Origin of the sequence: Loigolactobacillus binensis (assembly GCF_005405165.1) — a bacterium.
Lineage (GTDB): Bacteria > Bacillota > Bacilli > Lactobacillales > Lactobacillaceae > Loigolactobacillus > Loigolactobacillus binensis.
In genome coordinates, this window is record NZ_BJDN01000004.1 from 71,474 (window position 1) to 88,516 (window position 17,043).

The 17,043-nt window shown below is 43.0% G+C and carries 15 protein-coding genes and 1 pseudogene; 13 read left to right on the forward strand and 3 right to left on the reverse strand.

Annotation, left to right across the window (positions count from 1 at the left end; all coding sequences use genetic code 11):
* Position 1: 1 nt before the first annotated feature.
* On the forward strand, positions 2–463 hold the full coding sequence (gene ribH / locus FFM78_RS02950; protein ID WP_137636942.1) for a 6,7-dimethyl-8-ribityllumazine synthase: 462 nt from the start codon (positions 2–4) through the stop codon (positions 461–463).
* A gap of 402 nt (positions 464–865) precedes the next feature.
* Here the strand turns inward: ribH and FFM78_RS02955 are convergent, their stop codons facing one another.
* Complete coding sequence (locus FFM78_RS02955; RefSeq protein ID WP_137636943.1) at positions 866–1,420, reverse strand: nitroreductase family protein; 555 nt, start codon at positions 1,418–1,420, stop codon at positions 866–868.
* A gap of 207 nt (positions 1,421–1,627) precedes the next feature.
* Between FFM78_RS02955 and FFM78_RS02960 the strand changes: the two genes are divergently transcribed.
* Complete coding sequence (locus FFM78_RS02960; protein WP_137636944.1) at positions 1,628–2,773, forward strand: AI-2E family transporter; 1,146 nt, start codon at positions 1,628–1,630, stop codon at positions 2,771–2,773.
* Positions 2,774–3,125: 352 nt separating this feature from the next.
* Here the strand turns inward: FFM78_RS02960 and FFM78_RS02965 are convergent, their stop codons facing one another.
* On the reverse strand, positions 3,126–3,566 hold the full coding sequence (locus FFM78_RS02965; protein ID WP_137636945.1) for a MarR family winged helix-turn-helix transcriptional regulator: 441 nt from the start codon (positions 3,564–3,566) through the stop codon (positions 3,126–3,128).
* Between the two features lie 138 nt (positions 3,567–3,704).
* Between FFM78_RS02965 and FFM78_RS02970 the strand changes: the two genes are divergently transcribed.
* From FFM78_RS02970 to efp, 3 genes are all read left to right on the forward strand, one after another.
* Positions 3,705–4,625 carry an L-lactate dehydrogenase gene (locus tag FFM78_RS02970; RefSeq protein WP_137636946.1) on the forward strand — a complete coding sequence of 307 codons (921 nt, stop codon included), beginning with the start codon at positions 3,705–3,707 and terminating at the stop codon, positions 4,623–4,625.
* Between the two features lie 427 nt (positions 4,626–5,052).
* Positions 5,053–5,634, forward strand: coding sequence for an EAL domain-containing protein (locus FFM78_RS02975; protein WP_223876996.1), 582 nt, complete (start codon positions 5,053–5,055; stop codon positions 5,632–5,634).
* Positions 5,635–5,924: 290 nt separating this feature from the next.
* Positions 5,925–6,488: an elongation factor P gene (gene efp / locus FFM78_RS02980; RefSeq protein ID WP_137636947.1), complete on the forward strand. Its 564-nt coding sequence runs from the start codon at positions 5,925–5,927 to the stop codon at positions 6,486–6,488.
* Positions 6,489–6,601: 113 nt separating this feature from the next.
* Here efp and FFM78_RS02985 read toward each other — a convergent pair whose 3' ends face one another.
* The gene (locus FFM78_RS02985; RefSeq protein ID WP_137636948.1) at positions 6,602–7,117 is read right to left on the reverse strand and encodes a DUF4175 domain-containing protein; all 516 of its coding nucleotides are present in this window, start codon (positions 7,115–7,117) and stop codon (positions 6,602–6,604) included.
* A gap of 161 nt (positions 7,118–7,278) precedes the next feature.
* Here FFM78_RS02985 and FFM78_RS02990 point away from each other — a divergent pair, with 161 nt between their 5' ends.
* The 8 genes and pseudogenes from FFM78_RS02990 (at position 7,279) to FFM78_RS03025 (ending at position 16,996) form a co-directional block, all read left to right on the forward strand.
* Entirely contained in the window at positions 7,279–8,100 is an 822-nt protein-coding gene (locus tag FFM78_RS02990; RefSeq protein WP_373280660.1) for a hypothetical protein, read from the forward strand.
* Between the two features lie 112 nt (positions 8,101–8,212).
* Positions 8,213–8,935: an SDR family oxidoreductase gene (locus FFM78_RS02995; RefSeq protein WP_137636950.1), complete on the forward strand. Its 723-nt coding sequence runs from the start codon at positions 8,213–8,215 to the stop codon at positions 8,933–8,935.
* 445 nt (positions 8,936–9,380) lie between these two features.
* Entirely contained in the window at positions 9,381–9,890 is a 510-nt protein-coding gene (gene trmL / locus FFM78_RS03000) for a tRNA (uridine(34)/cytosine(34)/5-carboxymethylaminomethyluridine(34)-2'-O)-methyltransferase TrmL (protein ID WP_137636951.1), read from the forward strand.
* A gap of 110 nt (positions 9,891–10,000) precedes the next feature.
* Positions 10,001–10,665, forward strand: a pseudogene (locus tag FFM78_RS03005) (IS607 family transposase).
* Positions 10,604–11,752, forward strand: a complete 1,149-nt coding sequence (locus tag FFM78_RS03010; RefSeq protein WP_137636952.1) for an RNA-guided endonuclease InsQ/TnpB family protein — start codon at positions 10,604–10,606, stop codon at positions 11,750–11,752. Before FFM78_RS03005 ends, FFM78_RS03010 begins: the two are co-directional and overlap by 62 nt.
* Positions 11,753–11,948: 196 nt before the next feature.
* Complete coding sequence (locus tag FFM78_RS03015) at positions 11,949–14,003, forward strand: DNA topoisomerase 3 (RefSeq protein WP_137636953.1); 2,055 nt, start codon at positions 11,949–11,951, stop codon at positions 14,001–14,003.
* Positions 14,004–14,079: 76 nt separating this feature from the next.
* Positions 14,080–14,496 carry a DUF1149 family protein gene (locus FFM78_RS03020; RefSeq protein ID WP_137636954.1) on the forward strand — a complete coding sequence of 139 codons (417 nt, stop codon included), beginning with the start codon at positions 14,080–14,082 and terminating at the stop codon, positions 14,494–14,496.
* Between the two features lie 133 nt (positions 14,497–14,629).
* Positions 14,630–16,996, forward strand: a complete 2,367-nt coding sequence (locus FFM78_RS03025) for a DNA translocase FtsK (RefSeq protein ID WP_137636955.1) — start codon at positions 14,630–14,632, stop codon at positions 16,994–16,996.
* Positions 16,997–17,043 lie beyond the last annotated feature (47 nt).

Consider the following 17,043-nt stretch of genomic DNA (forward strand, 5'->3'; position numbering starts at 1 on the left):
TATGACAGAAATTCGCGGGACAGTTAATGGACGGACAGCAAAAATCGGGATCGTAGCAGCAAAATTTAATTCTTTGGTCACCACCAAACTAGTTAATGGTGCGCTGATCGAATTAGAAAAGTATGAAGTTGCTGCTGACAATATTACGACGGTTTGGGTGCCAGGGGCCTTAGAATTGTCACGGGTAGTCAAAAAATTGGCTAATAGTGGTAAAGTGGATGGCGTGATCGCTTTAGGTGCCGTTGTTCGAGGGGAAACGTCACACTATGAATTAGTTTGCCGGGAAACCGCCATTGGTTTAGCGGATATTTCGGTAAATGGCCCGGTACCAGTGATGTTCGGTGTTTTAACCACCGATAATATGGATCAAGCCATCAATCGTGCTGGTGGTAAATCTGGTAATAAAGGTGCTGACTGTGCCAGTGGTTTACTGGAAATGTTAAGTGTGGAAGGCCAAATTTAAGAACAATAAAAATTGATACAACTAATAAGTTAGCCGGGAGTACAGTCATCAATTTAATAGCCGAGAATTTCGTATTTTTACTGAAATTCTCGGCTATTTTTGTGAGCAAAGGAAGCTGATTATAGGTTTACTTTAGCAGATCTTCACCGTTAGAATTCTGATCCTTGGCTATTTTTATGAATACGGGGGCAAGCATAATTTTCCAATCAGACCAAGCAAGGCTAAACAAAATGCCAGTAAAAACAGCTAAATTCGTTTTTACTGGCATTCTTGCGTGTAATTTAGGCGCTGCAAGCACCAGCCGCGCAACTAAGTTTTGTGCACTAACGCAGCCGGAAGCCGAGTCACTTTCAATAAAGTTTGGCAAGATTTTTAAAAAACTAGCCGTTAATTTATTTTTATTTAACGCCGCAGTAAAATTTGGTCTAATGGTTTGCGTTCACTAGCGGTGCCGTGCTCTTTATTTTTACCAATGGCGATCAGTAGTAAGGGAATATAACGCTCCTTATCTAAGCCAAAGGCGGAGAGGATCTTATCGTGATTGAAGCCGGTCATCGGGTTAGTGACATAACCGCGGTTTTGGGCAAGCAACATTAATTGCATACCCGCTAAACCTGCATTTAGGCCGGCCAATGTTAAAGCAGCAGCATTTGGAGCAGGCGTTTCATTGCCAGCAGTGAAGGCGGTGGATTCATCATTAACAAGATCAGTTGCAATTAAAACCAAACTGCTAGCCGTTTTGATTTGGCTTTGGTTGAAGCTGGCCTGTTCTAATAATTTAGTGCGGGCATCAGCTGAATCTAAAACTAAATAACGTAAGGGTTGTTTATTCATTGCGCTAGGCGCTAAAGCCGCTGTTTTGATCAGCTCATTAAGTTCCGCAGTGGGGAGCGGTTGATCAGGTTCAAATTCACGAACTGAATGCCGAGCACGAATCATTTCTTCTAAATCAGCCATTAAAAAGACTTCCTTCTATAAATAATGTTAAACTACTACTATTATAGCTTAATTAAGCGTTATCAGTATGCTGTGAACCTTCGTCACTACTGTTAGTTTAGTTCTAACGACTGATGGCAGCAAGCAAGTTGCTATGGTATAAGTATTAAAGTAAACATTTGCGCTTGGTGAAAGTTTTGAAATAATTTTCAGAGTGAGGGGAATTCGATGCAGATCAATAGAAAACGGCTAATTCAGGTACTGGTCAGTTTAGGCTTATTTCTAGTTATATTGATTTATCCTAAACAGATCTATGCCGCTTTTACCAATCTTGTCGGGGTGGTCTTGCCGTTAATTTTAGGTGGTGTACTAGCTTATATTCTGAACTTGCTGTGTGCTCGTTTAGAAAAGTGGTATTTCCCTCATACACAGAAGCGCTGGTTACAAAAAAGTCGCCGTCCGGTGGCGATTGTTTTGACATTAGTGATCATTAGTGTGGTGATTACCGGTGTCTTACAATTGGTGATCCCTAAATTCACCACTGCATTAGGCGATTTTTTTAGTTCCTTACCAGTGGAAATTGCGCACCTGGGCAACTGGCTAAAAGATACTGACCAGCTGCCTTTGATCAGGAAACAAGTTGCTGCCATGAATATCGACTGGACTTCACTTCAAACGAAGGTGATGAAATATTTCACTTCCGGATTAAGTGGGGTCTTCGGCTCAGCCTTTACGATCTTTGGCAATATTACCAAAGGCATTGTGAATTTCTTTTTAGCGTTGACCTTTGCGATCTATATTCTAAGTAGTAAGGAACGCTTAGGCCACAATGTGCACCGAGTCTGTCGTGCCTTTATTCCCCAACCACTTTTGCAGCGATTACGTTATGTGTTACAGGTGGCGCATAAAATGTTTAGTAGCTTCATTGTGGGGCAGGTCACTGAGGCTTTTGTTCTAGGAACACTTTGTGTGTTGGGCATGTGGTTATTTCGGTTTCCCTATGCTTTACCGATCGGAGCCTTTATTGGGGTCACCGCGTTGATCCCTATTTTTGGTGCTTGGATCGGAGCGGGAGTCGGCTTTTTATTGATCGTCGTTGATTCACCGTTAAAAGCAGTTCTATTCATTGTTTTCATTTTAGTTCTGCAACAATTAGAAAGTAATCTGATCTATCCACGCGTAGTAGGAACTTCGATCGGCTTGCCTGGTATCTGGGTTTTGGCCGCAATCACTGTTGGTAGTGGCTTAGCTGGCGTTTTAGGGATGTTACTCGGTGTGCCGTTAGCGGCGACTGTGTATCAGTTACTGCGCAATGCGACCAATAAACGGTTAACAGTCATCAAAATAAAAAAGCAGCCGCCGGCAGAAGACTGAGTGATCGCTGGTAAAACTTTATTTACGTCATAACTAGCAAGCCCGACAACTATTTAGGACAAGGCTAAATATGAGCCGCAGCTGGTTCACTAAGATTATGGTGATTGATTTGATTAGATATTTTGGTCTTTATCAGTAATTATTGCAAGAATTCTGGAGTCTAAAACCCCGCGCTAGTGAATTTTGGTTCAATAGCGCGGGGTTTTATAGGCTGCTTCAATAAATATTTTGGATTGCTTAGCAATTTGTGGATCGGGCAGCAAGTACTAAAAAAATACAGTTATAATCTGGGGCTTTAGTGCATAGCCTAAGCTGTACTTTTAGAATATGTCCCAGTACACAGCCGTATTTTTTAGCTTAAAATACTCTCCAGTTCGGTCACTAATTCATTGTTGATTGTTAACGCAGTCTGGTATTTTTCAAGTACCAATTGATCGCGACTGATACAAGTACTGACAGCCGTGTAAACTGCGTGTTGTTGCTGTTTCGCTAATGGTGTTAATTGTATCTTCAGTTGTCGGCGGTCATTTTCTGGACGCTGCCGGTTGATCCAACCGGCGACCTCCAACCGCTTTAATAAGGGCGTCAATGTATTGCTATTGAGCTTTAATTCGGCACCCAGTTCATGGAGTGATTGGTTGTCTTTGGCCCACAACGAAAGTAAAACTAAGTACTGTGGGTAAGTCAATTTAAATGGCGCCAGAACCTGTTGGTAAAATTTACTAAAAAGCCGGCTAGCGTTGTAAACTGAAAAGCAAAGTTGATTAGTTAATTGCATCTCTTCTTCAGCCATTCGAGTTATCAGTTCCTTTCAATCGTGTACGATCGTTTTTAGTATAGAACTTGATTACATTTTTTACAAGCATAATTTAATTAAAATCTGATATTATCAGCGACAAAATAAGAATTTGCTAAAAGGGGACTTTATTTTATGACACGAAAATTAGCCGTTATTGGCATGGGCAACGTTGGGGCTGCTGCCGCTCATTATATTGTCGCTGGCGGTTTTGCCGATGATTTAGTTTTAATTGATAAACGTGAAGAAAAGGTAGCCGCTGATGCCTTAGATCTACAGGATGCTCTACCTAATTTGCCACACCATACTAATATTGTGGTCAACGATTATGCTGCCTTGCAAGACGCCGATGTGATCATTTCTGCAATCGGTAGTATCAAATTGCAAGATAATGCGAATGATGATCGTTTCGCCGAGTTACCTTTTACCCGGGTGGCGGTCCGTGAAGTTGCTGCTAAAATTAAGGCCAGCGGTTTTCATGGTTTGATCGTTGCGATCACCAATCCAGTTGACGTGATCACGTCGATCTACCAAGAAGTTACTGGTTTACCTAAAAAACACGTTATTGGAACCGGCACGCTTTTAGACTCTGCGCGCATGAAGCGTTCCGTTGCCCAGCGGTTGAACATTGATCCACGTTCCGTTGTTGGCTATAACTTAGGCGAACACGGGAATTCGCAATTCACTGCTTGGTCAACGGTTCGCGTTTTAGGCAAACCGATCACCGAAATTGCTCAGGAAAAACATTTAGACCTGGACGAACTCGATAAGGAGGCGCGTGCCGGCGGCTTTAAAGTTTTCCACGGTAAAAAGTACACTAATTATGGTGTTTCCACCGCTGCCGTTTACTTGGCTAACACGATCATGACTAACGCATTAACCGAATTACCCGTTTCCAATTACCGGGAAGAGTACGGCACTTACCTATCTTATCCGGCGATCGTTGGGCGTGATGGTATTGTTGAGCAGTTACAACTTGATTTGACTGAGGAAGAGTTGGCTAAGTTGCAAACATCTGCTGATTTTATTAAAACTAAATACGCCGAAAGCCGTTAAAGCTGACTGGTAGTTCAAAAAACTCATCCAATTTTGGATGAGTTTTTTGTTTGGTACAAAGTTAAAATGTTTAGGGTCGGCGCTAGATTCGATTGGTATTTGGCAATAATTAACAAGTAATACTGAAACAGAGTTTAGTAACCGGTTAACAAAAAAGTAAAATAGTATCAATATTTTAGACTTTTTCTGCTATAATGATAACCATAGTCTATGAAGTGCTTATTTTTCCGCCGGTTAAAACATGAATGTCATCCTAGAACTATTATAAAGTGCGTAATTTGGGGAAACTGGAGTAGGAGTGAGCGGATTGCGATGCAAGGGCAAGAAAACACTTAATGAGGGAAAGAACTCTTTAGTTCAATATTGCTTGTTTCGCCAAGCGCGCTACGATCAGATAAGACAGATTGTTGACGGGTACGAACTCTTATTGCGAAAGCGAATTACGAATCAGTGGCAGGTACCAGTGGATTTTAACAGGCTAACTCCAGAGGCGTTTGCTAATGTTGTTAGTGAGGCACTGGTTCATTTGTCCCCGACTACTAAGGTCATGATCAATTTAGATCATGATCAATTTATTCAACCGGCAATGCTACAAGCATTGGCTCACGTCCAGCAACAATTTGCTCAGCAACAATTGATTATTGAGTTGACTGAACGTGACAATGGCCAGTTAATTTTAGAATCGGAGTTGGTCACCGCCGCCCGCTATCTCATTGCGCAAGGCTTACAATTGAGTTTGGACGATGTAGGCAGTGGGATTAATCAATTTACGCGTCTAAAGGCATTACTGCCACTTGCTATAGAAGTTAAATTTGCTTTACAAAATGGCGATATAAACGATCCAATTTATTATGAGCAATTACTTTTCTGGCGCCAACTTGCTCAGTCAGGCAACAAGGCTTTTGTTTTGGAAGGTATTGAAACGGCGAGGGATGTGGCGTTAGCCGATCAGTTGGCGATTACTTTACGACAGGGCTATTATTATGCGTGCCCCCAACAATTTTATTGAAGTACGATTCGGCTGTGACCATTATTTTAGGCTATAGTTTTTTATAGTGATGCTTTTTTGCATTTAGACGTTGATCGCCGGTCTTTAGAACAATACTTATTTCGCCGCACACAGCAAAAATTAATTTTGTAATAATCGTGGACGTGGTAAAATGAGTAACGAATACCTGTAGTGCAAAACTATATTCGTTTAAGTCAGCAAAATTTAAGTTTAACGATCAAACGATTTGTTGAAGAATATCAGTTGACACTATGCGTAACCATACATTTTATACGAGGAGCGAACACACAATGATTGAAGCAATCAATTTAAAAGCCGGCATGACTTTTGAGCAAAATGGTAAGCTGATCAAGGTTTTATCAGCTGACCACCATAAGCCCGGTAAAGGTAATACCGTTATGCGCATGAAGTTATATGATATTCGTTCAGGCTCAACCGTTGAAACCACGATGCGGCCTGAAGAAAAAGTTGAACAGGCCGTTTTAGAGACTAAGGATGCCCAGTATCTGTACACGCAAGATGATACAGCATTTTTTATGGATTTAGCGACTTATGAACAGTATGAATTACCAACAGAATCCATTGCACCAGAAATGAAATTCTTGTTGGAAAACATGCAAGTTAAGATCGAATTCTTCCAAACAGAAGTGATCGGTTTAACTTTACCGACGACCGTTGTTTTGACTGTGGCTGAAACGCAGCCAACGATCAAAGGTGCCACTGCAGCTAGTGGTGGTAAACCGGCAACAATGGAAACTGGTTTGGTAGTTACCGTTCCTGATTTTATCAGTGCTGGTGAAAAATTAGAGATCAATACACAAAAAGCAGCCTACGTTAAACGTGCTGGTAAATAAACGATTCAAGGTCGGCCATCAAGGCGGGCCTTTTTTAGTGAACAGATCAAGCACACTATTTAATTGGCATATTAAAAAAGTAAGCCCTGACCAGCCTTGATCAGGGCTTACTTTTAGTACCAAAGAAAGCGGCCCAAATTAAATAGGCTGAAAGCGAGTAAAATAATCCCGTTGTTAACGCCGACTAAGGCACTTTTTGCCGGTGTGGGCCAAAATAGTCCCAGTAAGCTGACAATAATCATCAACGCTGCTAACCAATAAAGACTGGGATCATGAAAAATAAATTGTAAAGCAATAAAGTGGCTGCCTACTACTAAACTGATCCACGGGGCAACGTAAATCGACTGCTGGGTCTTCAACAGAATAGCGGCACCGCCACCGGCCAGTATAAATTCGCCTAAAACGAAAATAAGGTACCAACGATAATTGGTTTGTGCAGTGAGTGCAGTTGCGCTATGCCAGTGTTGGTAGCTAAGATAGCCACTGAATGCAGCCAACAAGGCCCCGATCACACTGGCTATTGCCACTGGCCAACGCCATTGATCCGGTAGCGTTTCTTGGGCCCAACCAAACCAGACAAAACTAAATAGACCGAAAATAGCGGCGGACATTAAATGATCACGCAGCATGGAGGTCACTTCCTTCATTATAAAGTTGTGGAATTATTGCTACTAAGTTAATGACATGAATTTTGAAAATACCAGACTTAAGTTTAGCATAGCAAGTTATGTGCGTGCTGGCTAATAATATACAAGGCAAGTCTAAAGATGTTAAAATGAAGGAAAATGGGGTGGTTGAATTGAATAGATGGATACTCAGTGGACTCCTTTTAGTAACGTTAGGCTCTTTAGGTGGGTGCGGCCAACAGCAGGCGCGTAAAGATCGGCAATCAAGTGCTATATCGGCAAGTATAGCGGCAAAAAATGCGGCTTTAAAAAGTCAAAAGGTCAGTCGTCTGGAAGCAGAGAATTCTTCGTTGAAAAAAGCACAGCAAGCAACTAAGGAAGCAAGTTCTTCTACGGCAACCAGCACGACAACCAGTCGGGAGGCATCAAATTCAGCCAATACAAATTCCGCGCCGGCGGTAGTTAAATTGACCAACACCCAAAAAGAAAAAATTAATGCGGCCTTTTTGGCCTGGGCAATTCAGCAGGCTAAAATCGGTAAAATGGCAGTTAGTGATTGGTACTTTGACCATGGTAGTGCCGGTCACGGTGATTGGTTTGCGCAAACACCAGATGGTAAGGTTCAGGTACAAGATTTTGGGGTGCCGGGTGAAGCCGCGTTTCCGATCCATGCAATTGGCGGGTGTGTTTTTTACACAGCTAAAGATGGTACTACTGGCTATGATAAGCTATACACAAGTTCATTTGCTACTAATTACAGTACTAATATGGACTTTAGTGCACCAGTCAGTAAATATTTACTGGGTGATAATGGCGTAGTCTATGAGTTGAAAACGGGTAATGGTGAGCCAGTTTCGACGACTACAGGTTTTGGTGAATATTCTAATGATGGAACGACACCAGAAACAATTAGGGATAGTTTTAGTGTTTCTGCCGATCAGGCCGCGCAAGCTCAGTTACAGAAATTATTGGCAAGTTACCGGTAGCGTAGTACCAATCTTTTTGTACCAGTAGACCAACATTATTAGTCACTAAATAGTATACTAAAATGGTAGGCGTTTTAGTTTACTTAGTAGTTAATAATGAAGGATGATGTCGATGCAGACTTTACAAAATAAACGAATTTTAGTGCTGGGCGGAACTTCTGGTTTTGGTGAGGAAGTGGCGCGACAGGCCTTGCAACAAGATGCGCAGGTCATGATCGTCGGTAAGGATCCCCAACGATTTCAAGATGCTTTAGGCCGCTTGATGGCGGTGGGTCGAGTTGCAGGTCAACCATTTGATGTACGGGATGAAGCAGCGCTAGCAACTTATTTAACGCAGGTTGGTCCTGTAGATCATGTGGTTTCTATGGTTGGCGGGGCACTTAGTGGGGGCTTTTTAACGACTCCCTTAGCCGAGATCCGCAACGCAGTGGAGGCTAAGTTTTTCACCAATGTGATGATTGCTCAACAGGTGGCGCAACATTTGAATCCGAACGGCAGCTTGATCTTTACCGCAGGAGCTGGCGGCCGTCCCGATAATGCTTCTGGAGCCATTGTCGGCAATCAGGCCATTCAGACCTTGGTCCAGGGTTTAGCTATAGAAATGGCCCCGCAGCAGCGTGCCAATGCGGTAGCGCCAACCTGGACGCCAACGGGTTTGTGGCGCGGGGTACCTGCTGAACAACTGCAACGAAATCAGGTGGCTACGGAAAAACAAATTCCTTTACGCCGCGTTGCGACTGTGACTGAAGTGGCAAGTGCCTACCTATACTTAATGCAGAATAATTACGTTACCGGCCAAGTTTTAACCGTTGACGGTGGTTTTTCTTTAGTTTAAAGGAGGTAATAAAATGGCTGCTAAACATGAATTACGGCATAAACAGCTTATTTTATGGTTAAGTTTAATTAATTTTAATCTAGCCTTATTGGATTATTTGTTAACTAAGTATAAGGTTCGGAAAGTTAAATAGCTTGATTGATGTAAGAGAGCGTGGCAGTCAGTATTGTCGCGCGCTCTTATTTATTTGCTGATCTAAAAGTGTGCGTTAAAGGCAGTTTGTCTGCACCTGAGCGGACGCATACTTAAAATTAAACCGATTAGTTTGAAAAATACTAGTTGCTATCGTTATAATAGAGGCTACAGAATCTAGCATGTGCTTTGCACCGCTGTTGATTAAAATTTTTGGCTGTTTAAACGTAAGCAGCGCCAAAAATGCGGGGGCATTTACTCTCTTGTGAGCCCCGTTCTAGAACCAAGTTAATAGAAAAAGGAAGTTACTAATTTGACTAACCATATTGCCCTTTATGAACCTTTGATGCCAGCTAACACTGGTAATATTGCCCGGACTTGTGCAGCAACTGATACCCATCTACATTTGATCGAACCTTTAGGCTTCTCCACTGATGATAAACATATGAAGCGTGCCGGCCTGGATTATTGGGCAAAAGTTGATATCACGTATCATGAAAGCTTAGATGCATTTTTAGCGTCGTTACCAGCGGATGCGCGGCTGTATTTGATCAGTAAATTCTCGTCGAAAACTTACACTGATGTCGATTATACGGATACCAGTTTGGATCACTATTTCTTGTTTGGAAAGGAAACTACCGGTCTACCAGAACCATTTATGCGAAAAAATCCAGAAAAAGCCTTACGCATCCCGATGACTGAAAATGTGCGTGCGTTGAACTTATCAAATTCGGCAGCAATCATTATTTATGAAGCTTTGCGGCAACAGGCGTTCACTGGTTTAGAACGGGCTCATCGTTACGAACATGATAAATTGAAATGAAACAAATGATGAAGGAGGAAATAATCATTAACTAAAATGTAGAAAGTAGCAGAAATAAATAGAGAAACATGTCAATATATCTATAGGAAGCTAATATGGGGATGGATATAATGACCATGATTAAACCAAAAGAAATGGCTGAAAGATTAGGCATAACTGTTAGAACATTGCAGGAATGGGATCGTAAAGGGATATTGATTTCTCATCGTACACCAACCAACAGACGCTACTATACTGAAGATCAATACCAAGATTACCTAGGTAATAGCTCCACCGCTAAAAAAGTTGTGGCCTATGCCCGCGTATCAACGAGTAACCAAAAGGATGATTTGAAAAATCAAATTGAATTCATACAAACCTACGCTAACGCAAAAGGGATTATCCTTGATGAGGCCATAAGTGAGATTGGTAGTGGCGTAAATTATAATCTCAAGCAATGGAATAAGTTGCTTGATGAAGTGTTAAGCAACCAAGTAGGAACCATCTTACCTATAAAGACCGCTTCATTCGCTTTGGTTATGCTTGGTTTGAGCGGCTGTGTGCTACTCATGGTGCTGAAATTGTGGTGCTGAACAATAAGACGACCTCGCCAGATCAAGAATTAGTTGAAGATATGATTAGCATATTCCACGTTTCTTCTGGTCGATTATATGGATTGCGCAAGTATAAGACGAAGTTGAAAAACGATACCGATTTATTAGGTGGTGACAGTGATGATGCGCACACAAAAGGTCAGACTTTATCCAAACAGGCACATGAAACAGGTACTCGATGATCTGTGTGATTATCGCCGTTATTGCTGGAATAAAGGCCTAGCAACTTGGAACGACATGTACGACTTACACACGATTGAGCGCAACAGCCCTCGACCTGGCGCTTATTCGGTGCGCAATGAACTCGTAGCTGATAAAGCTGATTGGCAATATGGGTTGTCCGCACGAACCTTGCAGTTGGCGCTAGCCGATTTAGGCAAGGCGTGGCAGAACTTTTTTGATAAGAGCTTACCTGATTGGGGGAAGCCGAGATTTAAGTCAAAACGTGCGCCACGACAAGGCTTCAAGACTGACCGCGCTAAAATTATAAATGGTAAGCTGCGGTTGGATAGACCGCGTGGCGTTAAAGCTTGGTATGACATCCGGATTAGCAAACAGGTTGATTTAGCCGGTATCCTCAAAGTGGTTAGTGTTTATCGTGAAAATGGCCAATATTGGGCTAGTTTACCGTTTGCGGTTACTGTTGCAGCTAAGCCTAAAACTGGTGAAAACTCAGCGGTTGATATTAATGTTGGTCATCTGAACTACACAGGCGGTGCAATTAATACGCTACCTAATCGCTTAAAGAAACTGTATCAACGCATCAAGTTCTATCAGAAACGGTTAGCACGTAAGCGGGTCGTGAACGGCAAACAGGCGACTAAAAGCAATAATTACCAGGCAATGAGAGCCAAATTGCAACGTGATTATCGCAAGGTGACCAACATCCAGCACGACATCATGCAGAAGTTCACGACTCAGTTAGTGACTGATTACGACAAAATCGTTATCGAAGACCTTTCAGTTAAAAAAATGCAAATGGCGCATGTGGCTTCAAAAGGCCTGCAACGGGCAATGTTTGGCTACTTCCGGCAACTATTGAGCTACAAATGTGATTGGTATGATAAAGTGTTGATTCTGGCTGATAAACATTATCCGTCAACTCAACGTTGCTCAAAATGCGGTCACATCAAGTCTGGTAACGACAAAATCACTTTACAGGGCAATGCCACGCATAAAACCAAGCACCACGAATATGTTTGTTACAATTGTGGTGTAACGCTTGAACGTGATAAGAATGCCGTGGTTAATCTATTAGCACTAATCTAAAATAACTAAACCAAAGGGGCAGGCTTTGCTCTGATGCTGTCATAGTTGGTCAATGTGATTACGCTCTTGTAGACTATCGGAATACCAGCACTTTAACGGCAGTAAGTAAAATAAGGAAAGGAAAAATGCAATCTTTCTAAATGTAGCAATCGGTAATGATTGACTATATTTCTCTATATTTTGCATAGCAGTTTAAATGAAAACTTTAGTTATTGCTGAAAAACCTAGTGTCGCTGAATCGCTGGCTCGTGTTTTAAAGGCAACCCAGAAAAATCGGCATTACTATAGTGGCGGCGATTATGTGGTTACTTGGGCGTTAGGACATTTATTGACCTTAAAAATGCCGGAAGACTATAAACATGAATGGCAGGAATGGTCACTGGACACGCTACCATTAATGCCTGAAAAAATGCAGATCAAGCCACTACCTAAAACCCGAGCACAATTAAAAGCTATTGGCGAATTGGCTAAGCGCAAGGATATTGGCTCAGCGGTGATTGCCACTGATGCCGGCCGGGAAGGCGAACTAGTGGCCCGGTGGATCTTAGATTATTTGAAGTTTGCTAAGCCGGTTAAACGGCTTTGGATCTCTTCGCAAACGGATAAGGCCGTACGGGATGGCTTTGCTCATTTGCGGCCCAGTAAAGATTACGATGATCTGTATGCAGCGGCTCAGGCCCGTGCAGCTGCCGATTGGTTAGTGGGTTTAAATGTGACGCGGGCCTTGACGGTTAAATATAATGATAGTTTGGCGGCTGGTCGTGTTCAAACACCAACTTTAGGTTTGGTGGCGGCGCAAGCGGATAAGATCAATCATTTTCAGCCGGAAACTTACTATACCTTAAGTTTGCAGACCAAACATGGCGTTGCGCAATTAAGCGGTCATCCGCATTTGGCCTTGACGGCAGCGCAAGCACAACAAAAGAAGCTGCAGCAGGCTAATTATAAGGTGCTGACCGTTAAAGAAAAAAGTAAGCATCAAAAAGCACCGTTGCCTTATGACTTAACGGAATTACAAAAAGACGCCAATCAACGTTACCAATTTTCCGCGAAAAAGACCCTGACTTTGTTACAAACCTTGTACGAGCGTTATAAGGTCGTTACCTATCCGCGGACAGATTCAAAATATTTAACAACTGATCTGAAGGCAACGATGACGGAACGTTTGGCGGCTATCAGTCGCTATGAACCGTTGGCGAAACCATTGGCTGGTAAAAGAGCACCGGTGCGTCAGCCAAGTGTGTTCAACGATGCAAAAGTGACGGACCATTATGGTTTGATCCCAACGGAACAAATGCCACAACCGGAATTGTTTGCTAACGATGAGAAGAAAATTTATGATCTGATCGTTGGTCGGTTCGTTGGTTTGTTCTTACCGGATTATATTGAAACGCAGTTTACTTATCAGCTAAGCGGCGGTTTTGTATTAAAACAAACGCAGGTGACGCAGGCCGGTTTTAAATTAGACTTGACTGCAACAACAGTGACACCGCTTAAGGCAGGTGTTCAACTGGTAGGCCAGGTTGAATTGAATAAGCAGTTGACTCAAGCGCCTAAGCCTTTAAGTGAAGCCAATTTATTAGTTCAAATGGAGAAAAAAGGTTTAGGTACACCAGCGACCCGCGCTGAGATCATTGAAAAATTGGTTAACTCAGGCTTAATGGAACGGGTTGGAACGCATTTAGTGGTGACACCTAAAGGCCAGCAATTGCTTAAGTTAGTTAATCCGCGTTTGACGACGCCTGATCTAACCGCTAAGTGGGAGCAGCAATTGGAACAAATTGCCCATGGTGAACTGAAAAAGCAAACCTTTATCCAGCAGATCCGCCACGCAACCAGTGATTTAGTCAAGGAAGTTAAACGAAGTTCGGCTGATTATAAAGATTTTAATTTGACCATGAAGGTTTGTCCTAAATGTGGGGCTAAACTGCGGGAAAAAACAACACGTAATGGTGTACTGTTAGTTTGCAGCAACCAAAATTGTGACTACTATCGACGGCGTGATCCTAAGGTCACTAATCATCGTTGCCCACAATGCCATAAAAAAATGGTGTTGTTATCCGGTGAAAAAGGGGATTATTTTAAGTGTACTCACTGTAACATTACTGAAAAAGTTGGTACTGTTAAAGGCAAAAAACGGATGAACAAGCATGAAGAACGACGTTTATTACAGAAGGTCAATCAAGAAGATGAACCTGGTGAAAGCGCCTTAGCACAAGCATTGAAGGCCGCGCTAGGTAAACAGGATTGAGTGCTATTTGTTAGACTGTGGGGATGCAGTTTAGCCAATGGTACCGTGCCTTGACACGTTCAGAAAGTAGGTAACTATGAAAACAAATCGAGAACCAGTCGTGGTCGAACAGTTTCATTATGATCGAGTTGCACCGGATACAGCACCTAAAACTGATGTGCAAGTCAATATCAATGAAGTAACGGCAACTGGCGAAGGCGCCGCAGAAATGATGGCCCGTGGAAAAATCTTTCAGTTTGCGGTACCGTTTAATGTGGTGGTTGAAGGTTTTGCGGTTAGTGGGCAAATGACACAGATCATTCAGTTGTTGGATTTTAAAGGAACGCCTGATGATCTGGAAGATCAGGAGATGCAACGCTTGTCACGGCCGTTAGTAGAATATATTGAAACCTTGACCTATCAGGTGACGGCAGTTGCCTTAGATCAAGGCGTTCAATTGGATTTTCATCCGGAAACAACTGCGGATGAAACGACAACCAATAACGATCAATAAGGAAGAAGCTTTAGTTGAGCGCGCTAAGCAAATCAGCTAAGGCTTTTTGTATTTTTACCAACTTGCCACCCAAGCAAACAAAAGTTTGTGTATAATGGACAGAGAAGTCCTTTCAAGAAAGTAGGTGTGTGAAGTGGCAGCAAGAAAAAAGCCACGGCGTAAGCGCACGTCCACAGCGAGTAAACGGCGGAAAACCACCGCTAGAAAAAGTTCGCCAGTAACCGTCAACGTGATCGGTTTTATTTTTATTTTACTCAGTTTATTAGCCATTTTTAAATGGGGTTTTATTGGCAATCAACTGGCCAATATTTTACGGATCGTGGCGGGGGATACCTTCCCCGTTGTTGCTGGTTTATTGGGATTATACGGTTTATTTCTATTAGTAGCAGGCCATGGCCCAACTGTTTCTAGTAAACGTGTGGCTGGGGTTTTGTTAACTTATTTTAGTTTATTATGTTTTTTAGATGCCGTCATGTTTGCGCAGTTAGATCTGCACAGTCAATTTATGGCCGTGACTTGGCGCTTTTTAGTTGCCGATTTTCAACGTGCCAGTGTTACCACCGTTTTAGGAGGCGGCATGTTAGGCGCTGTTGGCTATAGTCTTAGTTATTTTTTGGTCGGTCAGTTTGGTACGTATTTATTGACTATTGTTGGGGTATTAGGTGGCCTGTTACTGCTTTTTGATATTCCATTTACGGTTGTTCGGGATGCGGCCTTACACCTGGTCCGGGTGCTTCAGTGGTGTGGACAGCATTTATGGGCAGGCATTCAGGGTTTAGGCCGGGCCAGCAAACAATTGGGACCGCGGGTACAGAAGTTGAAAAAGCGACCGGCTAAGGTTAAAACACCGGCTACTCCGGCGAGCGCACCAAGCGGCAAAGATCTACCACAACCAGTTGCACAACGAGCGGCGGCTGACACGCCAACGATCAATGTGGCAGCTGAGCAAATGCAATCGGCGCAAGCCAAAGTTAACTTGGATCAGTTGGCAGCAGCGCCTACTAGTAGCGCCGCCGCTGCCAGTGAAGCGCCGGCCTTGTTTGCTGAGGCTGCTGCCGATCAGGATTATAAATTACCGAATGCGGAACTTTTACAAGCAATTCCGCCAACTGATCAAAGTGCTGAATACACGGCAATTAAGGAAAATACTAAAAAGTTAAAACAAACTTTTGATAGTTTTGGCATTGATGTTGAAGTTAAAAACGTTAATTTAGGACCAGCGGTGACTAAATACGAGATCAAGCCGGCGATCGGGGTCAAAGTGAGCAAGATCGTGAGCTTAACTGATGATCTAGCCTTAGCCTTAGCGGCTAAAGATGTACGGATCGAAGCACCGATCCCAGGTAAATCATTGATCGGGATCGAAGTGCCAAACAAAGCGGTGGCGACCGTATCTTTCCGGGATGTTTTTGAGGCACAGCCGCCACATCCTGGCAAAATTTTGGCGGTACCGGTGGGTCGTGATATTTCTGGAAATGTGATCATGGTGGATATTAGTAAAATGCCGCATTTATTGATCGCAGGCTCTACTGGTAGTGGTAAATCAGTCATGATCAACGATATTATCATTGGTCTTTTAATGACTACCAAGCCGCATGAAGTTAAACTGATGATGATCGATCCCAAAAAGGTTGAATTATCAGTATATAATGGGGTGCCCCATTTGTTAACGCCAGTGGTCACCGATGCAAAAAAGGCGGCTCAAGCTTTGCATAAAGTTGTGGCAGAAATGGAACGCCGTTATGAATTATTTGCTCAGAGTGGCAAGCGGAATATCACTGAGTATAATCAGGCAGTGCAACAGCAGGATAAAGACACTGAACAGCCCTTGCCAGCCATGCCTTATATTGTTGCCATCGTTGATGAATTAGCTGATTTGATGATGGTTTCGTCAAATGAAGTTGAAGATGCGATCGTGCGACTTGCACAGATGGGGCGGGCGGCTGGGATCCATATGATCTTAGCAACGCAACGGCCGTCAGTTGATGTTATTACTGGCTTGATCAAGGCCAACGTGCCAAGTCGAATGGCTTTTGCCGTTTCTTCAGGTATTGATTCGCGAACGATCATTGACAGTACCGGTGCCGAAAAATTATTAGGCCGCGGGGATATGTTGTATCTGCCGATGGGACAAAGTAAACCGACTCGGGTACAAGGTGCATTTATTGCTGCCAAAGATGTTGAGGCGGTGGTCAGCTTTATTACTGCACAGCAGACAGCCGAGTATGATGATCGCCTGTTGCCAGATGATCAGCCAACTGAAGATGCGGCTGCTCAGGCCGATGACGAACTTTTTCCTGATGCGGTCAAGTTAGTTGCTCAATTACAAACGGCTAGTATTTCTATGCTACAGCGGCGCTTTCGTATTGGTTATAATCGGGCCGCACGGATCGTTGATGAAATGGAACAGCGGGGGATCGTCGGGCCAGCTGAGGGTAGTAAACCGCGTAAAGTTTACGTTCAAAATCCTGAGGATGAAGCAGGTTCCAATCAAGGTTGACCATTAAGTGTATGCCAATTGCGGCTATACCGTTAGGAAAAGTAAAC

Excerpts from the sequence above, each read along its gene's own strand:
- FFM78_RS02970 (WP_137636946.1), top strand. The coding sequence starts at position 3,705 with ATGACACGAAAATTAGCCGTTATTGGCATGGGCAACGTTGGGGCTGCT.
- FFM78_RS03020 (WP_137636954.1), top strand. The coding sequence starts at position 14,080 with ATGAAAACAAATCGAGAACCAGTCGTGGTCGAACAGTTTCATTATGAT.
- FFM78_RS02960 (WP_137636944.1), top strand. The coding sequence starts at position 1,628 with ATGCAGATCAATAGAAAACGGCTAATTCAGGTACTGGTCAGTTTAGGC.
- FFM78_RS02955 (WP_137636943.1), bottom strand. The coding sequence starts at position 1,420 with ATGGCTGATTTAGAAGAAATGATTCGTGCTCGGCATTCAGTTCGTGAA.
- ribH (WP_137636942.1), top strand. The coding sequence starts at position 2 with ATGACAGAAATTCGCGGGACAGTTAATGGACGGACAGCAAAAATCGGG.
- FFM78_RS02995 (WP_137636950.1), top strand. The coding sequence starts at position 8,213 with ATGCAGACTTTACAAAATAAACGAATTTTAGTGCTGGGCGGAACTTCT.
- efp (WP_137636947.1), top strand. The coding sequence starts at position 5,925 with ATGATTGAAGCAATCAATTTAAAAGCCGGCATGACTTTTGAGCAAAAT.
- FFM78_RS02985 (WP_137636948.1), bottom strand. The coding sequence starts at position 7,117 with ATGCTGCGTGATCATTTAATGTCCGCCGCTATTTTCGGTCTATTTAGT.
- FFM78_RS03015 (WP_137636953.1), top strand. The coding sequence starts at position 11,949 with ATGAAAACTTTAGTTATTGCTGAAAAACCTAGTGTCGCTGAATCGCTG.
- FFM78_RS03010 (WP_137636952.1), top strand. The coding sequence starts at position 10,604 with ATGATGCGCACACAAAAGGTCAGACTTTATCCAAACAGGCACATGAAA.
- FFM78_RS02965 (WP_137636945.1), bottom strand. The coding sequence starts at position 3,566 with ATGGCTGAAGAAGAGATGCAATTAACTAATCAACTTTGCTTTTCAGTT.